This window comes from Romboutsia sp. (genome assembly GCF_051659545.1).
Taxonomy (GTDB): domain Bacteria; phylum Bacillota; class Clostridia; order Peptostreptococcales; family Peptostreptococcaceae; genus JBOFOR01.
This window is the reverse complement of sequence record NZ_JBOFOR010000272.1, coordinates 1-23,385: the sequence shown is the minus strand read 5'-3', so window position 1 is coordinate 23,385 and position 23,385 is coordinate 1. Positions and strand designations below refer to the sequence as shown.

General features: G+C 31.6%; 29 protein-coding genes. 4 read left to right on the top strand and 25 right to left on the bottom strand.

All coding sequences use genetic code 11. From position 1 onward, the window contains the following. Positions 1-17: 17 nt before the first annotated feature. The 11 genes from ACRC03_RS15725 to ACRC03_RS15675 form a co-directional block, all read right to left on the bottom strand. A complete protein-coding gene (locus ACRC03_RS15725; protein ID WP_438653543.1) occupies positions 18-674 on the bottom strand; it encodes a hypothetical protein in 657 nt (218 codons plus the stop codon). Between the two features lie 75 nt (positions 675-749). Further along, complete coding sequence (locus ACRC03_RS15720; RefSeq protein WP_438653542.1) at positions 750-1,127, bottom strand: hypothetical protein; 378 nt, start codon at positions 1,125-1,127, stop codon at positions 750-752. A 227-nt stretch (positions 1,128-1,354) separates the two neighbouring features. Then, entirely contained in the window at positions 1,355-1,789 is a 435-nt protein-coding gene (locus ACRC03_RS15715) for a hypothetical protein (RefSeq protein ID WP_438653541.1), read from the bottom strand. Continuing rightward, positions 1,786-2,766: a hypothetical protein gene (locus tag ACRC03_RS15710; protein WP_438653540.1), complete on the bottom strand. Its 981-nt coding sequence runs from the start codon at positions 2,764-2,766 to the stop codon at positions 1,786-1,788. Before ACRC03_RS15710 ends, ACRC03_RS15715 begins: the two co-directional genes overlap by 4 nt. Further along, positions 2,763-3,143 (bottom strand): hypothetical protein, encoded by a 381-nt coding sequence (locus ACRC03_RS15705; RefSeq protein ID WP_438653539.1) that lies wholly within the window; start codon positions 3,141-3,143, stop codon positions 2,763-2,765. Before ACRC03_RS15705 ends, ACRC03_RS15710 begins: the two co-directional genes overlap by 4 nt. After that, a complete protein-coding gene (locus ACRC03_RS15700; protein ID WP_438653538.1) occupies positions 3,140-3,709 on the bottom strand; it encodes a hypothetical protein in 570 nt (189 codons plus the stop codon). The genes ACRC03_RS15705 and ACRC03_RS15700 overlap by 4 nt, the downstream gene beginning before the upstream one ends. 234 nt (positions 3,710-3,943) lie before the next feature. Continuing rightward, positions 3,944-4,792 carry a hypothetical protein gene (locus tag ACRC03_RS15695; protein ID WP_438653537.1) on the bottom strand — a complete coding sequence of 283 codons (849 nt, stop codon included), beginning with the start codon at positions 4,790-4,792 and terminating at the stop codon, positions 3,944-3,946. 1 nt (position 4,793) lies between these two features. Continuing rightward, a complete protein-coding gene (locus ACRC03_RS15690; protein WP_438653536.1) occupies positions 4,794-5,921 on the bottom strand; it encodes a hypothetical protein in 1,128 nt (375 codons plus the stop codon). 39 nt (positions 5,922-5,960) lie between these two features. Next, positions 5,961-6,797, bottom strand: a complete 837-nt coding sequence (locus ACRC03_RS15685) for a hypothetical protein (protein ID WP_438653535.1) — start codon at positions 6,795-6,797, stop codon at positions 5,961-5,963. Between the two features lies 1 nt (position 6,798). Next, positions 6,799-7,236: a hypothetical protein gene (locus ACRC03_RS15680; RefSeq protein ID WP_438653534.1), complete on the bottom strand. Its 438-nt coding sequence runs from the start codon at positions 7,234-7,236 to the stop codon at positions 6,799-6,801. Then, a complete protein-coding gene (locus tag ACRC03_RS15675; RefSeq protein ID WP_438653533.1) occupies positions 7,236-8,201 on the bottom strand; it encodes a hypothetical protein in 966 nt (321 codons plus the stop codon). Before ACRC03_RS15675 ends, ACRC03_RS15680 begins: the two co-directional genes overlap by 1 nt. 19 nt (positions 8,202-8,220) lie before the next feature. Here ACRC03_RS15675 and ACRC03_RS15670 point away from each other — a divergent pair, with 19 nt between their 5' ends. After that, complete coding sequence (locus tag ACRC03_RS15670; protein ID WP_438653532.1) at positions 8,221-8,445, top strand: hypothetical protein; 225 nt, start codon at positions 8,221-8,223, stop codon at positions 8,443-8,445. A gap of 147 nt (positions 8,446-8,592) precedes the next feature. On the opposite strand, the gene ACRC03_RS15665 is transcribed toward ACRC03_RS15670, so the two are convergent. The 3 genes from ACRC03_RS15665 to ACRC03_RS15655 are packed head-to-tail and all read right to left on the bottom strand — an operon-like array spanning position 8,593 to position 10,533. Continuing rightward, on the bottom strand, positions 8,593-8,724 hold the full coding sequence (locus ACRC03_RS15665) for a hypothetical protein (protein WP_438653531.1): 132 nt from the start codon (positions 8,722-8,724) through the stop codon (positions 8,593-8,595). After that, on the bottom strand, positions 8,711-9,694 hold the full coding sequence (locus tag ACRC03_RS15660; RefSeq protein WP_438653530.1) for a hypothetical protein: 984 nt from the start codon (positions 9,692-9,694) through the stop codon (positions 8,711-8,713). Before ACRC03_RS15660 ends, ACRC03_RS15665 begins: the two co-directional genes overlap by 14 nt. Further along, positions 9,691-10,533 (bottom strand): recombinase RecT, encoded by an 843-nt coding sequence (locus tag ACRC03_RS15655; protein WP_438653529.1) that lies wholly within the window; start codon positions 10,531-10,533, stop codon positions 9,691-9,693. Before ACRC03_RS15655 ends, ACRC03_RS15660 begins: the two co-directional genes overlap by 4 nt. A 245-nt stretch (positions 10,534-10,778) precedes the next feature. On the opposite strand from ACRC03_RS15655, the gene ACRC03_RS15650 reads away from it, so the two are divergent. Then, positions 10,779-11,039: a helix-turn-helix domain-containing protein gene (locus ACRC03_RS15650; RefSeq protein WP_438653528.1), complete on the top strand. Its 261-nt coding sequence runs from the start codon at positions 10,779-10,781 to the stop codon at positions 11,037-11,039. Here the strand turns inward: ACRC03_RS15650 and ACRC03_RS15645 are convergent. Continuing rightward, on the bottom strand, positions 11,036-12,298 hold the full coding sequence (locus tag ACRC03_RS15645) for a phosphoribosyltransferase family protein (RefSeq protein WP_438653527.1): 1,263 nt from the start codon (positions 12,296-12,298) through the stop codon (positions 11,036-11,038). The two genes, ACRC03_RS15650 and ACRC03_RS15645, sit on opposite strands and share 4 nt — an antisense overlap. A gap of 214 nt (positions 12,299-12,512) precedes the next feature. After that, entirely contained in the window at positions 12,513-13,601 is a 1,089-nt protein-coding gene (locus tag ACRC03_RS15640; protein ID WP_438653526.1) for a tyrosine-type recombinase/integrase, read from the bottom strand. 803 nt (positions 13,602-14,404) lie between these two features. Between ACRC03_RS15640 and ACRC03_RS15635 the strand changes: the two genes are divergently transcribed. Further along, positions 14,405-14,845: a hypothetical protein gene (locus tag ACRC03_RS15635; RefSeq protein WP_438653525.1), complete on the top strand. Its 441-nt coding sequence runs from the start codon at positions 14,405-14,407 to the stop codon at positions 14,843-14,845. A 149-nt stretch (positions 14,846-14,994) separates the two neighbouring features. Here ACRC03_RS15635 and ACRC03_RS15630 read toward each other — a convergent pair whose 3' ends face one another. The 4 genes from ACRC03_RS15630 to ACRC03_RS15615 form a co-directional block, all read right to left on the bottom strand. Further along, positions 14,995-15,435, bottom strand: coding sequence for a DciA family protein (locus ACRC03_RS15630; protein ID WP_438653524.1), 441 nt, complete (start codon positions 15,433-15,435; stop codon positions 14,995-14,997). 1 nt (position 15,436) lies between these two features. Next, positions 15,437-16,945: a replicative DNA helicase gene (dnaB, locus tag ACRC03_RS15625; RefSeq protein WP_438653523.1), complete on the bottom strand. Its 1,509-nt coding sequence runs from the start codon at positions 16,943-16,945 to the stop codon at positions 15,437-15,439. 184 nt (positions 16,946-17,129) lie between these two features. After that, positions 17,130-18,059 (bottom strand): hypothetical protein, encoded by a 930-nt coding sequence (locus ACRC03_RS15620; protein WP_438653522.1) that lies wholly within the window; start codon positions 18,057-18,059, stop codon positions 17,130-17,132. 68 nt (positions 18,060-18,127) lie between these two features. Beyond that, positions 18,128-19,729: a hypothetical protein gene (locus tag ACRC03_RS15615; RefSeq protein WP_438653521.1), complete on the bottom strand. Its 1,602-nt coding sequence runs from the start codon at positions 19,727-19,729 to the stop codon at positions 18,128-18,130. Positions 19,730-19,922: 193 nt separating this feature from the next. Here ACRC03_RS15615 and ACRC03_RS15610 point away from each other — a divergent pair, with 193 nt between their 5' ends. Continuing rightward, positions 19,923-20,435, top strand: coding sequence for a hypothetical protein (locus tag ACRC03_RS15610; protein WP_438653520.1), 513 nt, complete (start codon positions 19,923-19,925; stop codon positions 20,433-20,435). Positions 20,436-21,226: 791 nt separating this feature from the next. On the opposite strand, the gene ACRC03_RS15605 is transcribed toward ACRC03_RS15610, so the two are convergent. The 5 genes from ACRC03_RS15605 to ACRC03_RS15585 all read right to left on the bottom strand — a co-directional run. Next, on the bottom strand, positions 21,227-21,454 hold the full coding sequence (locus ACRC03_RS15605) for a hypothetical protein (RefSeq protein ID WP_438653519.1): 228 nt from the start codon (positions 21,452-21,454) through the stop codon (positions 21,227-21,229). A 25-nt stretch (positions 21,455-21,479) separates the two neighbouring features. Further along, complete coding sequence (locus ACRC03_RS15600; protein ID WP_438653518.1) at positions 21,480-21,695, bottom strand: hypothetical protein; 216 nt, start codon at positions 21,693-21,695, stop codon at positions 21,480-21,482. An 85-nt stretch (positions 21,696-21,780) separates the two neighbouring features. Then, the gene (locus tag ACRC03_RS15595) at positions 21,781-22,077 is read right to left on the bottom strand and encodes a hypothetical protein (RefSeq protein ID WP_438653517.1); all 297 of its coding nucleotides are present in this window, start codon (positions 22,075-22,077) and stop codon (positions 21,781-21,783) included. A gap of 66 nt (positions 22,078-22,143) precedes the next feature. After that, positions 22,144-22,464 (bottom strand): hypothetical protein, encoded by a 321-nt coding sequence (locus ACRC03_RS15590; protein ID WP_438653516.1) that lies wholly within the window; start codon positions 22,462-22,464, stop codon positions 22,144-22,146. Between the two features lie 43 nt (positions 22,465-22,507). Next, on the bottom strand, positions 22,508-23,385 hold an 878-nt coding region (locus tag ACRC03_RS15585), incomplete at its 5' end, for a hypothetical protein (RefSeq protein ID WP_438653515.1).

Here is a 23,385-nt window from a genome sequence, read left to right as displayed (position 1 = left end):
TATTTGCGATATTTTTATTATATATTGAATTCGAACACTGTTGCATAATTTGCCATTGTGAATTTTTGAAAAAATGCATTCAATACAGGGATTATTTCTGCAATACCTGAAATATTTGATGCCACTATTTTATACAAATCTGGAGTTGTAAGTGCTTCGTTGAGTGGGGTGCATAATATCCTGTTTTGTTTTAAGGTTATATTCCCAAATACAATTCTTTTTGGTGTTTCTTCCAAAAAAAAAGATATTTCTACTTGCTCGCCAAAGATAATCTTTGCTAGCTTCACAATACTGAATGTACTGCCAGCATAAGAATACGCTGCGTTAAATGACTTGATTACATTAGCTTGGATATAATCATTTTCTAATATTGATATAAACTGCAAATAATCTCCAAGTGTACGTGCAAACAAAGGAGATGCATTTTCTAAAGTGAAGCTTTCTTTGAATTTGACAATTTCTTGATACAAACTATACTCAACTTCTTTTAATGATTGGATGTATTCTTTTAATTCATATCTAGGTAGAATTATTTTTTGCTCTCCATCAATTTCCATTGTATATGGCATATTAACCCAATTTTTATGCAAAGCAGTAACAAATTGAGGGAATCTATGCCCCCTATATAATGCCTCTCGTGTAATATATTCGTATTCAGTATCTGTATTCACCATTATATAATGGTATCTAATTTTGTTGGATTATAATAGTAATAAAAAAATCCTCACGGGCTTGTCCCTGAGGTTAGTTTACAAATTCTTCAATTCTTCTTTAGCAAAATCTTTTAAATCAGTGATTTGATCTATAATTTGATTCACTGCGGAAACTAATAATGGAACTAGTGTTTCAGGTGTTCCAACTGTTGGAACTTTTTCAATATTTGGAATGGAATCATATTTAGTAAGTAATGCTCTATAAGATTCCATTTTTATATTTTTTTTAGGAATATATATTCCTTTTTTTACTTCATCAGATCCTGAGTTTTCAAAGATTACACAACCATCATTATCAGGATTACTATCATTAGTAGCACTCCAATCTTCTACTCCAGCATTAGCTGTTAAATCACTATCTGGTAATTCAAGTTGTTTAATTTTTCCATTTTTTCTTTCGGCTTGTATCACCATAGAAAAATCCTCACGAAAACCAGTGCCTCAGGAGGAAGTGAATATTTTATATTAAATACCTGTTGTTCCATATTTTAGAAGCAAGAGTTTCTATCAGATTGTAACAAAATGTGGAGATGTAGTATATAGCAATACAACTCTCTAGTGTACAAGTCGAAGCATATAGAAATATGTGAATTGAGACGGAGTTCTAAGCTCAAAGACTTTGAGCTTGCTCTGAGATTAGTTTACAATTCTTTTTTACTTCCAATATATAAATCAAGAGAAGTCTCGCCATCTATCACAGATTCTTCGAAAACTACGATATATTGTGGGATTAACATATCAAAAGAATTTTTATTTAAAATTCCAAATTGAAAGCAATAGTTTGCAATATAAGTACTTAGTGCTTGGAAATTTCCAAATACTTCATATCCCTTATTATTATAATAGTAATTAGCACCATTCATAGCAGGAATGTACCTGCCTTCTCTGTTATAATAAACTATGTACGAAGGAATAATTTTGATTGTTTGCCCATCAATGCTTGCTTCAATTAAATAAGCCGGCTCCCAGTCTTGTTCCAAATCAATAATAGTGAAACTAAAAAGCTCTGATAATGAATAACTTTCTTTGTATAGTATGGATCTTGGAGTGATATTTTTTCCAAAATATTTTTTCATTGTATCAAAGCTCCTTCTGTATATGATCCATTTAGATTATAAGTTCCTTGTTCATAGAATGATATTTTCACTGGGTCATCTTCTCCAAGTGTAATATATTCGTATTCATTCACTACTATTTGGTTTTTGATTATAGGATTTTCAGGATCAGTATTATCATAAAAATTGAATTCGTACATCCATTCCGCTCTTCTAACATTATGTATAATAGGGGTATAATCTATTTTTATGAAATCTACTTTTATTTCTTGTATCTCTACAAATCTAGCTTTAAAATCATTCAGTATGTCTACTCTCTCAGTAGTATAATGTACACTTTCATAAAATCCTTCTAATACAACTACTTTAATTAATAACTTTGGCATTTGAGTTTTTTGGATCTCATTTAAAATAGTGTATACTCCTACTTTTTGATTTGACCCATCTATCATGCCCTCCCCTTCTATTGTAACAATATCACTACGAGGTAAAGAAGTTGCACCCGTATCCCCATCTATAGTCTTGGTATTTAAATCTTGATATTTTGATGATAATTTACCACATCCTTGTGTTGAAGAACCCATGGATAATAGTATTTCTTTTTCTTGTTCTGTAACCATTGCAAATGACTTGTTTAGTTCTAGGAAGATATACCAATCTTCTCTACCAACTGTTGCTTGTATCACTGAGCATTTCTGGACTAATGGTGCTAAACTTAAAAATGCACTTCTCATTCCTGATGGAGTAATACTTTTAGATCCTTCAATCAGGATTTTTTCTTCTTGCAATTTCTGAATAGTTGACGTCTGGATTATTCCTGCTATAGCATCCATTGCTACTAATCCTTCTGCATGCATACTCAACAAAACAAAAAGGTCTCCACCAACACTTATATCGAAAGGAATTGTCGGATGTTGACTAAGTTTTTCTTGATTTTTGGTACGCCAGTAATCAATATCTTGCGGAGTCCATATTCCTGTACTGCTATCCATTGTCATCTATAAACCTCGCTGAATCTTACCCCTGCAATCTTGATTGTGATTTCTCCATATTTATATCCTTCATACGATAAGTCAAATTTGTCTAATCTAATACCATTCTGCTTGAGTTTCGTTGTATAATTATTACGTAATATAACAAAAAAACATGTTTCATTTTTGACATTATTAAATGTTTTTTCTGCTATTTTGTTAGCATTTTCTCCTTGAAAATATGACAAATCACTCATGCCCATTTGGCTGCTATATAGAAAATCCTGATTGGGGACAGTAAGAGCTTGAATAGCAAATTCTTCTTTTGTTGTGAATAATAATTTTCCCCCATAAATAAAAATATCTTTTTTTACCATTGGAGTCGTACTAACATTAGATTTCACAATAATCCCTCTATATAAACATTAAATATTTTCAATATAAGAATATCTCTATTATATTTATTATACTCTATTGTAAATACACATTGTGTTTCTACATCTTGTTTTAATATCCCAAAATTACCTTCAGTTTCAATGCCAGCAAAGTTGTTACTTAATAGAAGGTCGAATAAATAATCAGAGTAAACCAACATATATTGATATTCATAGTTCTGATTATTAAATCCAGTTATATCAATATTTCTTATATATAAATATTGATACTCTTGAAGAGTTGCATTATTCCAATATAATTCTTCATTGATCAATGCAGGTAATTTGTATTTAGGATAAAATCCAGAATCGATATCTTCTTTCAACTTAAAGGTGAAATCTTCTATAGGATTGTCAATATTTTTTTCAACAAAGATTTTATCTTCAAGTTCAGTTATGGAATAATCATTTCTAAATCCATTATATCTATATCCAATAGATTGTAATAAATCCATTTTAGGCATTAATATCTGCAAATCTAAATTTGTTTGGATATCAATACTTGGAATGATACTTTTTCCAAAATATTTTTTCATAATCAAAGACTCACGGAAACCAGTGCCTCAGGAGGAAGTAAATATTTTATATTAAATGCCTGTTGTTCCATATTTTAGAAGCAAGAGTTTCTATCAGATTGTAACAAAATGTGGAGATGTAGTATATAGTAATGCAACCTCTCTAGTGTACAAGTCGAAGCATATAGAAATATGTGAATTGAGATGGAGTTCTAACCTCAGAGTAAGCCCAAAGACTCTGAGCTTAGTTTACGATTAAGATACAATTGTACTGCCTGCTTTTTCGTTCGCTTGGTTGTTTTTCGAACTCGAATCTTTTGCAGATCCATTATCTGATGAATATAGCCCAAACATCGATGATAGCAACGTAATATGGAATGTGATTTTATCATTTTTGCTGTTAGTATCATATTGAAATTTATGAAGGGTATAAACTTGCTTAGAATCAATTTTTTTCTTATTAGTAGTTCCTATACTTGCAGGGATGATTCTAGTTGCTATCCATGGTAGTGATATTCCTCCTGATTTCTCAGAATAAAAATAAACTGGAATATCATATGGCAATGAATCTAAAGCACATCTCAAAAATTTTAGTATATTAGGAAATCCTACTTTTAGGAATTGTGTATCTATTATATAATTTTCGTCTCTCATCCAATATTCAGCTTCTATTGTCAGAAAATTCTTATATTCTGCAATTCCTTTTTGAGGTATAGTTTCTGTGTTTAAATTTAGAACTGTTTGCAAATTATCATTAAGACTATTTGGATCAATATCTTCATATTTTTCTTGCATTTTTTGCTTGAAGGTTAGAATCTCTTGTGTATTTGTATGCATCTCTGAAGAATTCAGATATGTCTCTTTAGACATTACATGAAATGGGATAAAACATAATTTAGGAATATACATCCATGAAGTATATGTTTCAAAATACTGATTAAAAGAGAATCCACCTTGTATTACACATAATGTTAGTGCTTCGAATAAAACTTTCATAATAGAAGAATTGACAGTTTTATTGAATGATTCTAATAATTTTTCATTATTAACCTTGCTTGGCTTTAAACCTCGAAATACTGATACTGTTAAGTCTTCTAATCCCATATTACCCTATTTTAGTATTATCAAATTTACTGGCTGAATCTGTGTCATACATTATGTCAAGTATCTTTAGCAAAGTATTATTAACTGCTTCTAAGGTGGCAATTACTTTGGGTTCATCTTTAATACTTTCGTAATAATCAGCAAGCCATCCAATTTTCCCTATTATATTGGGGTTTTTTCTTGCATAGTCCCGAATTTTTTTATCTTTTTCTAAATCATCTAAAATATTTTTAATCCATAATGATTCTGCAAGCTCAATATTTTTTTTTCTCTTTTTTTCTGCTACATTTACTTCTTTATATATAGAAGCAGCCCCATATTTGAAAGATGGAGATTGAACAAGACTAGCTTTATCTAATAATTTTTGCTTTTCTATTGCCTCTGATTGCTCTAGCAGTTTTTCAAAAGAATCTGCATATCTTTCAAATTCTTTCCCAGACAAGAAGTCTAGTAGACTTTCTTTTACATTGGAATACTTGAATTGAGATGCAATAGATTCTGAACCCCCAAAAGGTTGTAGCATTAGAGTTCTTCCAGCGTCATTGTAATTCAATAGATCTATGTATTTTTTTAATGCTTCTTCTGGTGTTCCTGCTCTTTTCGCATCAATCATCTTCTTTAATTCAGATGCAATATCTGTTGATTTTAATCCAGTTCCTTTCGTGATTTCTTCTAAAAATAAAGCAGTTTTAGTTGACATAGTAGGGGTTATTTCTTTGACAGCCTTAAGTAATTCGAATGATTTTTTAGTAGGATCTGTGATTTCTTCTTTTTTTGCATATTGATATTTCATTAAATATTGCTTAATTGTCTCGTCTAACATCTTAAATAAAGAATTCATTGCCATATGCATGTATCTTGCAGAAAAATAAGCCGCCATTACTTTTGGGTTAAAAGGGGTAAGAAACCCGAATCCTCCGCCCCCAAACCCATGTCTCCCGATTTTTCTTGCTCCTTCTTTAGCACCTTTAGCCATCCCTTCAGCAGTTGAATCTGCTACAATATTTTCTAATTCTTTTCCTATCTTTTTTGTATATCTTTTTATACGATTTAATGTTAATTTTTCAGTATTAGGATCAAAATGGAATCTGACATCAAAAAATATTTCTCCTAAAGGTGTATCACTCATTTCTTAAATTACAAAAAATACATATAAAATCTGCAAACTTTAACCCTTTCGCAATTCCGAATGCACGTTCAAAGCATGTTGTTTGAGAGATTCCTGCTCCTCCGCTAAGTGCACTTGATACTTTAAGTAGCTGTCTAATTGAGTCTTCAGATTTTTCATATAGTCCTGTGTCATCAGGAACTTCTGTATTTTTTTTTTTAATACTTCAAAACATGTTTCTTGCATCATTCTTTTGACCCAAATATCTATTATGCATTCCAAAGCAAAATCTATATTTTTACTTGATTTTTGTTTTACTAATTTTTCAAAATTTTTGGTGATTACATAGTCGCCTTCTTCATCAAGTTCTACAAGTTTATGATATGGAGTAACATCAAAGTCAGGATCATGATCTTTTTTCTTTTGACAATAGCTAGTCATTAATAATAATCTTGGAAGTTTTTTTGCATAATTAAATGATGTGTCTTCCAAGATACTTATTATTATTTTTTCTATATATAGTTCTAACAATGATTTTTTCTTGAATATTTTGATACATTCCTCAGTAAAAATCTTTTCTATTTCTTCAGGTTTTTTATCTCTTATTGCTTCAGAAAAGGTGTTTTCTACTCTAATTAAATTTAGGATTCCATAATGGATGTTTCCTGCTTCTATTGCTAAAGCCATGCATTCAGCTACATTCTCTACAGGATCTAATTTAATGCAAATTTCTGTAGAATCAATTTTTTTGTCTATACTAGAATCAATTTTGTCATTATTAATATTTTTATTATCGTGATTATTTATAGTAGAGCTTTCATTAGTGTTATTATTTTCTCCTTCTGCTATTGCTTGATCTATTTCATCTAGGATTGCTTTATTTGTTGCTTCATCCATACTACTGATACCTCATTGTTGGCTCAGCACATTCGAATGTTATAATGACTCTTTTTGACTTGATACTCTCAGCAAGTTCCATATTATAATTCTCATTTCTTATAGGGATAGCGTTTGTCCAAGTTGTAGTTCTGACGCGTGAAGAGTTATATGATTTTTGTGTTATTGATATTATCCCACTAGAATCAAAGTTGTTATAAGCTTCAGAAAGCATATCCCTCTCTTCTTCAGATATTTCATTCATTGTCAGTTCAATTATATATGGATCTGTAAGATTCACTAAATTACGTGCTAGCTGTCCATTACCAATTAGCAATGATTCCATTACTCTAGGATCAGTGGCTTTCATTGCCATAGCTAAAGTGAACTCTATAAATGCACCATCATCATTGCTATATATTATTTTGCTATTTGAGAGAGTATAGATTGTCGTTACCATTATGCGACCTCACTATTTATTAATGGAACCAAATTCTCTGTATCTGTATTATCTTTAGTTTTGACTATTTCCCCCCAAGATTCATATGATACACCTTTTTCTTTTGGAAATAGATGTATTGTACTTGTAGCTGAAACTGTTGCAGTAGATGCCCCACTCTCTATTATTGCCGTTTGAATATCAGTAGATATTTCTCCATTAACAGCTACTATGATATTTACGCCAGCGTATGATATTTGGACATTTTTAACTTCTCCTGAATTTCTTGAATTCCATGTTTGGTCAGGAACTATTGCTTCATAATAATCTAAAATGACCCCTTGTGATTTATAGTATTCCAACACACGAGTTAGTGCATTTTGAATTAATACTAAGCAATTAGTCCCAACAGATACTTTGTCATTTACAGAAAGAGCATTATATGGCACAGCTTTTGATATCAATTGCATTATGTAAAACTGTAGGTCATATCTAACTTGAGCCACCCAAAAACTATTTGTATTGTTCATAGCACCAGAAGTGTAGTAGCCAATAAATCCCCCATTTGCATCACAAGAGATAAAAGATAGAAGATTTCTTCTCATAGTCTTATTTTCTTCAACAGAAGAAATAACATTTTCATGATTATCGACTGTGTGTCTTCTAAATATAATATTTTGTGTCAAAAACTCGTTTTCTGTTTTTGAATATGTCAGTGAAAGAAATTGCAAATAATCATTCATGAATCCTATGTCTGTATCATAGAATAGACATATATTTTTGGATGGATTCGTAGCTAATTTATCTTGCGTCTTTTCGTATAAGACTGCGAATTCATCGAATGTCTCAGTAAAATGCATTAATGTTGCAACTGTGGCTAAAGAATTTGCATTGGATTTTACATATCCTATAACATCTAATACAGTATCTATTATTGGGTGGGTTGTAGTAATCACATTTTCCAAAGGTGTTATCAGAAAGAACATCCTAAGTCCGCCATATGATATGAATTGTGATGCAATACGATTCATTTCTATTTGCAATGTTACTGAGAAATCTTTCTGTGCATCTATTAATTCGAGAGTAGTGTTTTGTGGTGTAATAATATTGGTAACAATGGATTTTGTTACAGTAGAATCTGTTATATGTAGGCAGAGTGTCTCTAGAAATTTAGTATTCTTGATGATTGTAGTTGCATACTTTAAATTTAGATTAACATATGCTTTATAAATTTGATCAGAACACCCACTTGTTGCCATTGTACTATGCTATAATTTATTTCTATATGAAATTATAGCATAGTATATATACTATATATAGTATAATATCCTTATAGGATATTTTAAGTTCCTAAGAAGTCGGGGTAGTTCACTAAAACTATAATACATCTCTCCAGTCCAACCTTTCGTCTCTTGCGATTATTTCGTAGTCAGACAATCCTGCATCTTTGTCTTCACTGTAATCTTCTCCATATTCGTCATCGTAATCAATCACTTCACACCTCCTCAAAAAAATCTTTCTTGTGCTGTACTCTAATTACATATTTTTCGTCTAGTTCGTGTGTATATAACTCCAATTCTTCTTCTGATAAAGATTCTAGTATTCCTTTGTCCCTTACAATATCGGAGTATTTAAAAGTTTTTAATTTAGGGTATTTCTTTGCTGAGAACCCATTCAGTCGTACATCTTGTAAATTTCTAGATTCCAATTTTCGGATTATCTCTCTTTTAATTAGTTCAAGCTCGTCCTTTCTATCTCTCAATTCTTTGTCAAGTCTAATATACCTTTCTATATCTACTTCCATCTCTGCTCCTAATATCAATAATTTATAATTAGTGTCATTTTCATGGACTTTCAATTTTACTTGTTGGTCACCGTCTAAATATCTTTTGTTCACATCACACAGCATTTTCCAGTACTGGAGAATTACTTTTTCATGCTTTTGCATAAAGAGCTTATCTTGCTCCCATATCTTGGAGTAATAGAGCTGATTATTAGATTTTGTGTAAACCAAAAATCTCATCTTGTGAAAATCTGAACAGCACAACATCTGCACTTGTGCTTGCACATTATATGCTTTGCAATATATTTCATTGATCCAATGGTTAATATTACTAAGATCAGGCTCTTTTTTTATTGCAGATTTTATCTCGATAATCGATCTTGTGTCACTATCATATACATCTATCAAAGCTCTAAATGGAATGTTCACACCTCCAACATTTACAATCCTTCCGCAAACTTTTTGTTTTTCAAAATTCTCTGATTGGAAATGATTACTCACTATCTCGTCTTCCTTGTTATGACCTTCACGAAATATATAGTTGTCATCAGATGGAGCATCTACGATCCTTCTGATCGTTTGAATAGAAGCATTGTACATCCTAGTGTACAAATCTTTATTATCAAATGACGCTGGGTCAATTACGCTTCTTAGCGAAGAGGATGTGATGCACAACCCGTGTAAACTTATGTTCATTGTTCGCGGTCAGAAGTAACATTTTTAGGTTCTTTGTCAGTTGTATCGATAATTTGTTTTGGTTGTTTAGCATCCTTTTCACATTTGTCAAATTCTTCTTTTAAATATAAAGAAGATGTCTCAGGACATACTGCCCGTAACACGGAGGCTTCTGCTACTTTTTGTATCATTTCTGTTTTTTTCGAAACCCACAAATTATTTTTTGTATCATAGTCTTTTAATTTTACATAGCGTGAAACAGTGAATGTGTTTTTATCTTTATCGTAATAGTCTACTGTAGCTTTACAACCTACTAGATTGTCCGTACCATCAATAATATCAGTTTTTTGCAAAGAACCATCAGAAAGTCTAATAACAAACAAAATGGTTAGTGAGTAGTTCATGTTCCTACTTGCAATCTTCCTGAGTCCTTTGATCGAGATCATCGTGGTGATTCTCCCTTTGAACTCCGTAACGTAAATATCATTTGATAGCAAATCAAAATTATTTTGCTTAATTAAAGCATGAATGAAACAGAGATCTGCATTTTCAATGCTAATTTTCGGATATTTGTATTTTAATATTCTCTGTGTAGTTGTCATCTCAGGATCTATCGTCGTCAAAAATGATGATTCTTTGTTAAAATTAGAAAGCTCATTGTTTTTTAAATTAGGTACGGGTAATAGCGATTCACTGTTCACGATGGATTCTTTTAAATTAATATTTTCTTCCAAAAGACTCTTATATTTATTGTGAATTTTGCTGTATTCCTCGTATAATTTTTTGTATTTCTCTTCTACTGTTACACCCGTGTTATTTGCATCTTCAGGTTCACAATTATTCTCTATATAATTATCCATAATTTATAATTTCAATATTAAATAACAGAAGAGAACTTGATTTGTTAGGAATATTATTATAGTTTAATCGTAGGGCGGATTATCATCTCCATGAAAAACCGCTCCATGGAACACTTTTTGTCGTAGTCAAACTGTGTTCTCTTCTTAGTACAATTATATCATTTTTATTACAAAATTCAATAAAATTCAATAAAATTCAATAAAATTTTGTTGATTCTGATTAGAATGTATAATATTATTAATACATGGAAAACGAAAAAGAATTTAACAAATTAGTGGGAAGAAAATTAGCTTCAATCCGTTGTGAAATGGGAAAAACCCGCTCTGAAGTCTGCAAAGAAGCCGGAATAACTATTTCCTGTCTATTCCATTGGGAAAAAGGTGACATGAAAGCTTCTTTTCAAGGTGTGTATTTGTTGTGCAAATACTATAACTATCCAGTTAGCAAATTGATCACAATGGTAGACAACAAGTTCACAATGCAAAATAGTGAAATAGAAGATTAGTGCCTTGCCATATCCTCACTAATCTGTGAGTTGATAATATCAATTATTTCTATTTTAGCACAATCGAGTACCGCCTGTTTCTGTGGTAGAGAATTAGATATATATAATTTGTCTAAATACTCACAGTTAGTAATCTTCTCTACAGCATTACCTGTAAGTACCCCATGGGTGACACATGCTATAATACTCTTAGCACCGTTCTCATGTAGAAAATTCACAGCATTTAGCAAAGTATTTCCACCATCGACCATATCATCTATCAAAACAAAATCTCTGTCGTGAAGTGTGCATAGTTCGTCATATGTTTTTTCTAAACCGACAATTTGAGTTTCTCCTACGCCAGTCCGTACTTTTTTTAGTACAGCCCAATCGAAATTTCTAGTTCTTTTGTCATGGAAACAATGACCTTGTGGCAATCTTTTACCCTGAGTGATTTCGAAAGTTCTCAGTGAATCGCATATCATAATGTTATCTCCTGCCAAATTAATTACATCCAACGCAACTCCTGTGTCACAAGCCACTATAAAATGGTGTGGTTTTAATATCTCTTCTTTTATTTTTTCTAAAAATAGATAGGATTTTGTCCAATAATCGTTTTCAGACACATCATCAATGTAATCATTTTTAAACAAATTATTAGCTGAATGATGATGTTCAACACAGAATGTTTTGTGAATTTCGAAATCTTTATCATGATCACTAGATACTTCGTACATAGTAGTGAGTAATTTGATAACCGCCCTATTAGGAACGCAATCTAAACCCAGTTTGTCGAAACTTCGATCTAGTCTTCCAAATCTAAGGTGAAAAAAGTGATATGCAAAAGTGACACAGATTTTGTCTTGATTGATTTGGTTTAAGAGCTCTACTATATGCTCTTGGAGAAAGAATATCTCTAACACATCTTGATTACAAGCGGTAGTTGTATATACTAGAACATCCAGCTTTGTTATCGCCCCAGTCTTAATTTCGTTATAAAAATCCTCGGCTAGTGTAGGTAAGAATTCCCCACTTGGATATTGTACTGTGCTCCATTGAGTGGTGAGTATCCCTTTTTCTCTATTGTTCTCAATAGTTTTAGCATCTAGATTGCTATAAACATATGGACTACAAAGGTACACATACCTATGTCTTTTTTTTGCTTTGCTTATTATTTTAATCATTTTTTGTTCCGTGAATATTCTATGAACCAATAATAGTGGATGCAAAATTCCACCACTAGCAGTTATTCGAATTTTTCGAATAACTGAATCCCCCATAATTCGGTAGGAAGCTGTTTTCACAACTCCCCTCGAAAGCCCTAGTTTTTATTTTTTATAATTTTTTTATGAAGAAATACTAAAAAGCATTGATGCTATTACAACTGCTATTATGCAATTGCAGTGATATTATAGTCGAATTATTCTGTGATTGCAACTTTTTCCTGATGGAAAAAATATAGTAGGAATCCTTTTTAGTGCGGAAGAGGATTATTCAAGAAGCAAAAAACCCCCTTGCAAGCTCGATAGCTTCGGATTTACCAGCATCAGGCTCTAGCTTTGCGTACCTCATCGTCATTTGGATGTTTTTGTGATTTAGCAAAGCTTGGATTTTTATAATAGGTACACCTTGGATAGCTAGGTGTGAGGCGAAAGTATGTCTAAAAGTGTGTATCACCACCCTATTAACAGAATCTTTCCTGTCTAGATTTTTATTAAATAATTCATCTAATATTTTTTTTAATTTAACGGAGATTTTAGAATTAATCCCTGTCTTTTCCTTTAAAATATATGAATTTGGATCATCTAGTGAATCACAGGACTCTTTTAGCAGATTGGCTAATTCTTCTGCAAAGAAGGCTTTGTATGTAGAGCTATTTTTTGTATCTCTAATATTCACATAGGATTGCGAGAAATTAACATCTTTTTTTCTAATATTTAAAATTGACTGCACCCTTGCCCCAGTAGATAATGCAAGCAACACAAAAAAATATAAAGTACTTTCTGGTTTCACGGTAGACAGCAACAAAGAAATTTCACCCTTCGTGAGGAATCTTTCTCTTATGACTTCGCTTTTAGGAAGTTTGCATAGTAAGAATATGTTCTTACCTGTATGGTAGTCATTTTTGATTGCGTAATTTGCAATAGCACTCAGTACTTTTGTATATAAGTTAATAGAAGATTTTGATATCTTATGTTTTCGCAAGATCATTTTTTGCCATTCTTGTATATGGGTTTTGGTAATATCAGATATATACATATTACCTAAGTGAGAGTGAGAAACTCTACTTAGGTAGATTTGGTGATAATATTTTACGGAGGTTGCGTATATGGGTCTAGATTGAAAGTAGAATTCTGCTATTTCATTGAAGGTGAAATTCTTTCTTTTTTCTTTTTTTTCTACTAGATTAGAGAGAAATTGCTCATAACAGAATTTTTCTGTGATTCCATTAGATTCCAATCCCACTATTTTTCTATAATATTTTCCATCTTTACTATATCTAAAAAAATATTTCTTATCACCTTTTAAGGTGTGGTAGTACACATTACTGTATTTTTTACTTTTTGTAATTTTTGTAATCATAAATTTTTAATATTAACCCGCAATCTATATTATACAATACTATCAGTATTCTATAATATAGTAAATTTCACCCTTATTCTATCCATTTATTGGGGGTAAAATTTATCTATATATTTTGCAGGGCTACTTTAGTACTAATTATAGTACTAATTTTGCAAAAATTCGTATTTTTGGAAGTGAAATAGATATAATATAAGTAAGAATTATCTATCGTGAACTAAAATTAGAATGCGTGAAAAAGTAAAACACTTAGAAGAATGCAAATTTTGCAATGTCTATCACAGCATTGAAGATGGTTGTAATATTTCTGAAAATAAAACAAGCATAAATACTAAGAAACGTCTAAGAACTATTAAACGCTTAGCATGGGTTGTATTAGTTCACTTTTTGACTCCAAAAGGGTATGTGATAATTACACAACTAATTCACTTTCTTCTTTTCTTAATAAGATCTTTTTTGGACAAAGTGAAACCACCGCAGGATGATAATATATCAATAATGGAAGTATTAAAGGGTCTCACATGGGCAGAGTGGGTTCACATATCATTGTTTTGTTTTTTAATATTCTACAAAATCCCATCGTATTTTGCTCCAAAAGGCTTTTGCATAATCTACAGTTTGTTTTTCTTCTACGTAACAAGTATATGTATTAAGATTTGTGAGTTTTCTAAAAAAAGAAAAATTAAAGGACATTCCTAAGGACATTCCTATATGTATTTTGCCATCAAAAAGAAAGAGAATGGTAGTAGAAGAAATGCTAGAAAGCGAAAGGTGAATAGCAAAAACGATTGAGAGGATTAGAAATGGTCAAAAAGAAAGATAGTTCACTGGAAGACGGGTTAGAGTCAAATATAGAAAAAATAGTAGATTTTTTTACAAATAAATTAAAAGAATCTGATAGCAAGGAAAAAGTATCGCTGTTAATCAATTATAGTTATTGCTGGTATTTAGGGCTTAGAGGAAAAAATATCTTTGAAGAAGAGGTAGCTATACAAGATTTTCTGAATCAGATTTGGAATTGTTATGGTGTATTTTCAGGTGCTCAATTATCTATAATGCATCATAGAGAAAAAAAATCATACAAAGAAGGTGAGAAGAGACTATTGATAGACGACGAATTGATTAAAAATTTTTATTCGTATGACAATCAAGAAATAGCAGACTATCTACCAGCAAATGTTGTTTTGACAATCAGTGACAATGGTTTGTATCAAATTGTTAGGTTCAGAGCTTTTGATGATTGATAGGGAAAAGTGAACACCCCTCCCCTTCTATCAATCTTATACTAAAATGGGAAGAGGGGGGGTCAATATAGCGGAAGAGGGGGGCAATATCCCAATTTTCCATCACTGGCAGTTATTCGAATTTTTCGAATAACTGAATCTTCCTGTAATTATCTTGATATTTTTATATCGACTACTTTTCTACATCCAATTATCCGAGCCATTTTCTCAATAATTTCTATTTTTTGATAAAATATCATCATTCCTGTAGACGAATTTGTACATTTGATGTATAATATAATTGCATCTTCGTTTTTTGTTTCACGTGAAACATTAAACTTATTCTCTCTAAGATGTGAGAATTCTATATCACTGTAATATTCTTTTGGAAAAGCATCTTTCCAATGTCTCAAGATCATCATCCTTTCATACCCAATATCTTGGGCTATTTTCTTACAAATGTCTTTTAAATATACGGAAATATGGGTTGCACTCCGCCCTTTTCTTGCATATCTAGGTCTATCCCTGCCAAACCTCAAGTTTATCATCTTGAAGTCAGTTCTCAGTCTTATGCTTCTGAGACTCTTGCTGTCAGATCCAACCTTTCCCATATTAAGAATGATGTGTATCAATAGTATGAAAAGTGACTATATCAGGATCAAAATGCAGTGAAACTGTCCCAACTGGGCCATTACGATGCTTTGCTATAATAATTTCAGCTTTATTTACTATTCCACTCATTTCCGACTGCCATTGTTCGTGCTGTTGCGTCCCTTCTTTTGGTTGTTTATTCATTTTATAATAAGCTTCTCTATATATAAACATTACCAAATCTGCTTCCTGTTCAATAGAACCCGAATCACGTAAATCTGATAATTGAGGTCTTTTATCCTCTCTAGTTTCTACAGCACGTGATAATTGTGAAAGTGCTAAAACTGGGATTTTCAATTCTTTTGCAATCGCTTTTAGACCTTGTGTAATAGTTGAAACTTCCTGCTCCCTACTCCCATATTTTTTGCTTACTCCAGTAGAAAGAAGTTGCAGATAATCTACAATTATCAATTTTACATCCTTTACTAAAGACAAACGCCTTGCTGTGCTTTTCATTGTATTTATATTCAAAGCCCCCGTATCATCGATATCAATTCCTAAATTGCTTACAATGCGTTCACTCTGTAATACTCTCTCCATTTCTTCATGCTTTATCCTACCAGTACGCATTTTAAATGAATTTACCCCTGACTCCATAGAAATAACTCTGTTTGCCAGTTGTTCTGATGACATTTCCAAGGAGAAAATTAATATGGATTGTTTCTTTCTTGAGATTTTCTCCTCTCCATCTTTTTCTGATTCTGAAAGTAGTCTTTTTATTTCCATCTCATATATTACTTTGCTAGCTCTTACAGCAATATTTAGTGCAAGTCCAGTTTTCCCCATTGATGGACGCCCTGCTAATATAATCAGATCTGATGGAGCAAATCCACCAATGAATTTATCAATATCAGAAAAACCTGTGCTTACGCCACTTGGTATTTTGTCCTCACTTTTAAACAATCTCTGTATCTCTTTATACTGCTCACTTGCAACATCTTGAAAACATTTTAAATTGCTATCAAAGTTGCTATCTTTCCTAACTTCGACAGCATTCTTTTCTATGGAGTCTAGAACTTCGTCAGTACTCAGTGCATTATTACCAATATCTTTCAAAGTTTTGTGTGAGTATTGGTCGATTCTCCTTCTAAGGAATAAATCTTTTAATTTCATGCATAATTGGTATATATCTAAATGAAATACACCAAGCTCTACGTTAGACATCAATTTCGCAAAATATTGATCTAACCCTCTGCTTTTCTGTAAATTTTCATCTGCAAGATGTGCAAAATCAGATGGCTTTAATAAATATCTAATTGTTTTTGGATGCAATGGCATATCTTGTTTCAGAGCTTCTTTCAATGCTAAGAATACAAGCTTGTTCTCTCTGAAAAAGAAATGATTCTCATTAACAATTTCTAACACAGGGTAAAAATATTCAGGTTTAATATAAAAAAATACATATGCTAATATCAACTCTTCTAGATCTGCATTTGCATTTTTACTTTGATTATTATTCTTAATTTCCATAAAATCATCCATAATATAAATAAAAATCAATGAAAGGAAAGAAAGAATCAAAAATTAATTTGTAATTCAAATTAATAAACTGTATAATCCTATGGTAAGGAGGAAGTTGTTCCTGTCTAAGTTCGAACTTTCTCTTTCATTTTCTTAAGTATAGCTTCTTAAGCTTAAATTATCAATTAATTATTCAGTAGAATATCTTTTCGTGTTCATGCTTGAAAAATATTTCTGGGTGATATTCTTTCATATAGAGTGAGACATTCTCGTCACTGAAATATATATGCGAATCATCGTAGTTAGTTGCTTTTTTCAAATCTATTGCTCTCTTGTACCTAAGCTCTTCTTTGTATAGGGATGGATAATCAATATCTTCACTATCTTTTTTTATCGAATCATAGTCATAAATCGGAAATCCTTTCAGATTTAACACTTTTTTTATTCTAAATCCGTTTTTTGACAAAGCTGTCTTCATATTGTAGTTCCATTTAGCTTTGTTTTTTATCTTGTCTGACGACTTGTAAGTCCATTTAAAGGCTATTCTTTCTATAATTTCTCTTATCTCCAAAGCATCCTCTTCCCTTATATACTCTTCTCTCCAAGGAGCTTTCTTTATCTTTACTTCATAGCTTTCTGATAATTTTTCTTTGTAATGTCTGTCTATTACTAGATCCCTAGCTTCTTGAACATCTCTAACTATCTCTGTGAGAACTATAGGTGCCACATCCCTGTGAAAATGTTTCCTTAAGATTTCTCTTTTGTCTAAATTATTATTTTTTACTATATATTTTTCCTTGCAATACTGCTCTACTAACTCACTTGCAGTCCTAGGATATTTTGCTATTAATTCTTCGATATCTCCATCAAGATATCTTATAAAATTTACCAATCTCTTTTTTTCTAAGGGTAGTGTATTGTCTATATTTTGTTTTTCTGCCCAAACATTCTTCCCTTCTTCTGATTTCCCTGCCAAAATCCATCTAGATTTTTCGTCATTTTCTGTACTTTCAATCTTCAAAAGTCTAAACAAATTTTCTTTTTCTTCCATACCTTCGATTAATCTTGGAATGCTATCTTCCAAAACTTCAGGTAATACTTGTAGATCTATTGAAAAATCCATATTGCTTCTTATTATTAATAATCTTTAATTATGAACTATTATTAATAAAACTTCAATAGTTCAATAGTTCAATAGTACACATTGAATGGGTTGGTAGTTGGCACGTGTTCGTCCACTCTGTAAATCAGATAATGATACACTTTCATTATCATCTTGTACCAATCTTCTTTGCTTACATTTTGTGTAAAATCTCTAGATATTCTGTTTCTAATTGTTTTGATTCTTTCTACTCCTAGATACTCTAGAAGTTCCCAAAATTCCTTTCTATAGCTTCTAAAGATTAGTGCTAGCATTTTAAAAATATATCTCTTTGCCTTCATTGAAGTGTCAACATTCTTACTAGAACAGGGACGTAGTATCCATATCTCTCTTCCATCCTTGCATTTATGCAAATATCGTTCTTTTACCTGTATATTCTCACACTCACACCATATTTCTAATACTTTGACAGCCTTACTGACCTGCTTTAATTTTACGGCTTCGTAGTTGGTAGACTGTTTGTACTCATTGCACTTCTTCCTTGTAATTTTAAATGTCTCACTTACCTTGTACCTTCCCCAAAAATATCCTCCTAAATAGGTTATTCGTTTCTTTTTAAGATTCCTGTTTGAATTTAAAATGGTTTCTTTATAGAACATCAGGGTTTTACTTATTTTTTTAAAAAATGTAGGAACTAAATTGCTTATTAGACCTCCGATGTTATTGTTATTGTTTTTATTCTTATCAATGTTGTTTACATTTTTACTTTTTTTTTCACTATTGTTAATATCAAAAATCTCTTTGAATTCCTCAACACTTGGAAATTTGAAAATTCCTTTTCCTATTAATTTTTCTTTTTCTTTACTAACAAAATTTCTGAAATCTATATCCTCTTGAGCTTCTTTTTGATAAATTTTGTTAAAAATCTCTTGAGATTCCTCAACACTTGGAAATTTGAAAATTCCTTTTCCTATTAATTTTTCATATTCTTGATCTAAAAATTCAGAAAATTTCTTATGGTAATAGTGACCTGTAAATGCAAACTTTTTATCATTCTTATCAATGTTGTTTACATTTTTACTTTTTTTTTCACTATTGTTAATATCAAGGATTTTTTGCAAATCTAAGTTTTCTCTCATCTGTTTGTTGATTGTGTGATGGATTTTCTTCCTCATAGTGTGAACTGCAATCATACACTTGTGGGTTGATTTCTTTGTTTCACCATCCCTATCAACCCATTTAAAAAATCTATTTCTAAATATTAAAAATAACAGTTCTTCGTCAAGACCTTTTTCGTCGTACATCTTTTTGTATTTTTCTTTGCTATTTATATAGTTCACGAATCTCTCTTGATCTAGTGATGCGAACCATTCATATATATAATGTGTATAGACTACACAGCTCCACCATTCGCTTACCTTGCTTTTGTCTACCCTCAGCATCCTTATCACTGTAAACCCACCTCTTCCTAAGATATCTTTCACTTCTTTGCTGATTTTGTGATACTGACTCTGACTGTACAATTTTTCCCTGCACATCATAATCCTTAAGAATTCAGGGGTAATTGGAGTAATTTTTTGATGTAAAGTTATCTTTCCAATGCAGTTTGCACACGCCTCTACTGTTGGCTTATTTTTTTTTGTTTTTTTTGCTTGCTTATCTTTGTAAGCTGTGTTACTATATTTACTCATAGTGTTTTAAGTTCTTATTGTTTTTGACCAGCAAGTTAAAACGGTAAGAGAGAATAAAATGTTATAAAAGAGTTTTTTTTATAACATTTATTTTCCACTTTTGCAAATTCTAAATTTCTAGATTCTTCTTAAAAAATCTACTCACAAAATGCTATAATTCACATACAAATCTTGTTTTTTTTAATTACCAACAATGGAAATAGATATCAAAAAGAGAAAAGAGATCATCAGTGAATTGTGTTGCTCTGTCAAAGCTCAATTGAGAACTACTAAAGCGACCGTTCCGTGGGATGATAACGACTTGTTGCAGAATTGTAATACATCCATTTTTAATACTCTAGACTTGATTAGAAATCAGCAGAAAATTTTGTATCCTTACAAAAATGATTCTGTTATTGCAAAATTGATTACAGACATAGAGGTCATGATAGATACTCAGGTGAGACCTTATCTAGCAGTCTATGGTAATGGGTATCGAGATTGGATCAGAGTTAACAAACAAAGAAGGGAAGATTCGGATCCTAACTTTTATGATGATGTGATGGCGGTACAAAAATTACAAAAAGAATGTCCATTTATAGAAGACGCAATAAAAGCATTTAAAGAGACCCAGTTAGCATTCAGGAATCTAGATTGTTATCTGCAAAAGCAACTAAATAGCGTAGAACCTTCAGATTTCCAAATCGAAATGGAAAAAAAAAATTAGAAAATAGAGTCTCGCACGGAAAAAGAATAAGAGCAATGTCTATTAGTGCCGAGGAATTGGACTCTGACCACAAAAAGGACAAGTTAGTGTCAAAGACAAACAGTAAGACAAAACACTTTGCCGTGAAATTAGGTATATTTTCAGGTGGCATCTCAAAAACTTCGTCTACTGAAAGTCTTAGCGACCCATCACCTACACTACACTACCCATCTAATACCACTATTACAAATAGGATTTCTCACTCTATTTTGTGAGACTGCGTGCATAGTGATAGTCAAGTTTAACACTACTCGACCCCATTATATCGAAATACATGGGGTCTCTATATCAAAATAGATATTTCTGAAAAAAAACCATATAATCGTTGTAAATTATTTTAAGATAACGCGTTATGGCAAAATTATTCTTGTGTTGCATATCTCTCTTGTACAAAAAAGTGAAAGAATCTCTCTTAATGCAGAGAGTGAATCGTGAGAATATTATTGTCAATTTAGGTGACCCATGTGAAGCTACTAGAGTTGTGAAAATCACTGCTACAAGACTGTTTAAACCCTATTCAGTCACTAAAATGGATATTACACTTAGGTTGAGCAATGTCTCTAGCAATATTGCCGAAAGATACAAGGTAGCACGTCCAAAATGGCATTTACAAAACATCGATCAAAGTAACAAAAAGACACGAAAAAAAATAACCTTGGAATTTTACAGCTATAACCCTCCTGTAAGTACTTTGGATTATTCTTATGAACTTTATTTGCTTGAAGTTTGTAAACTAGTTAAGAATTTGTGAACTATTCACATTCCTCACAATCACTCACAGTCTCTTCACTTGCATCGTGATTCTCTATATTATTTTCACCTTCTAAATTGGAGATGTAATACAAAGCATTTTGCATATCGAGTAATTTTTTTGCTTCCATAGCTCTTTTTTTAAAGTATATTTTCACTATGTATATTATAGGTGCTAAATATATGCCAACCTCACCTATATATACTAATATTGCTAATATTTTTTCCATATATTAATTATATCACAATTAATAATTATTTGTCTAAAAATTTAAATATCGCAGTGTGACAATCACCTCTAAATTTTATAAATGATTCTGATGTGCTGAAATTTTTCAGTATTGTGTTTAGCTCTGTTGCTAACTCATCCACATTGATTTCAGTCCAATCTAATTTTAAATCTTCGGAATTCTTCAGAAGGTTGAACATATAATTTATAGTTTTTTCAATTATCAGTTTTTTATTTTCCATAAATTCCTCTCAAAAAAGGTATTGCAATTCACTGCAATACCTTACACTCGCCATATTGTCGAGGGTTTCACTTTGGTAGTTGCTATCACTTCACAAATTTGATAGAGCATTCTTCGTCTTTTGTTGTAATGGTAATTACAAACGTTGTAATTACGTTAAATGTTGTAATGCATTTTTTCCCATTTTCTGAAATATCGTTATGTACATTTGTAATATCTACATCTTTGATTTTGCTTTTGCACTCCTGTGAGAATACTATATCCCCCTCTGACGAGACTGTGCATTCTTTTGTTTCCATCATCTCATCATCGGTATCCTTTGTGATTAAGTCCACAATTTTGTGCTTTATTTCATTGTTATTATTATTATTATTATTTTTCATAACCCCCTCATTCATCTAGCCCCCGTAGGACGGGGGTTGTAACAATTGTAACTTTTAGAAATTGATCTATCCCTCGATTATTGGGTCGCTAGTAGATACAGTAGCTGTTATTGTGTGAGTGATAGGAAAGCTTGCGTTGTAAGTGATTTTGCAAGAATGCCCATCAGCTGAGACTTTTTTTACCATGTTGTAAGTTTTAATTTCTCCAAGCGTCGAATATGCTGACTCTACTATATCTGCCTCACCTGAGGATATAATATCTACAGAATCAGTACGCGTCACCGTGCCTTCGCTGGATCTTGCTTCTATGTCTTCTTCTATGTCTTCTTCAGCATACAATTTTTTTCCTGTAGAAGTTTTTGCATATTTCTCTTTTATGAAATTCATATTTTCACCTATAAAAAATTAATAATTATTAGCAACAATTCAGTTAGTTGCCTATACCTGTATCATTGTTTCTACCACCAATAGAAAGACTATTGCCGATAAACTTATTGTTTGAGAAGAAATTATTCAAAATTAGCGTTAGATCTGCTATAGATCTTTCCATTACAGCCATACGATTGTTAAAATTGTTGTCACCAATAGCAGTCTTGTTTCCAATGTTGATATTGTGAGACAAGATCTCATTGTCAGCCAATCTTTTTCTTTCACATTCTATTTGTTTTTGCCCTTCTTTCAAATCGTTGTATTGTGAGAGTTGAGTTGCTGTTTTTAATGCGTCAATTTGTCTATCTTGCTCTCTCAATTGATCATTTTTGTTTTGCAAGAGATTCTCGGTTTGGATGCGGTCCATTTTTGCCATTGACTCATTATGATTGTGAGTAGCGTGAGCAATTATAGTATTACCTTTTGCTTCGAGTTCTTTTGTGATATCGTACTTAACATCTTTGATTAAGCCCTTAATCTCGCAATGTTCAGCACTCATTTTTGAGTCATGTGCAGAATTTTGCCCAGTTAAATTGCTTTCTAAATGACACAAAGATTTGTCAATATTGTGAAATCCTGTTGTTGTCACTCCTAGATTTCTATTTGAGTTGTCATCGTCATTTTTTCTAGTTAGTCCACCATCTACTAGAATTGTTTTTTCTATATCTTTAGAATTTGATTCTACTCTATACCCAACACCAGTCATTTTTTCACCAAGTGCATTTTGCCCCATTGCATTTGCAGTAGAGGAATTGTATATCGAATCTTTCAGTGCAGATGTTTGCTCACAAATAGATATTTGCATTCCGTCTAATTTATTCTTGATAGCAACCTCACTAAGTCCTGTAGTTGTAGCTAGATGCTGTACTTGTTCCTGAG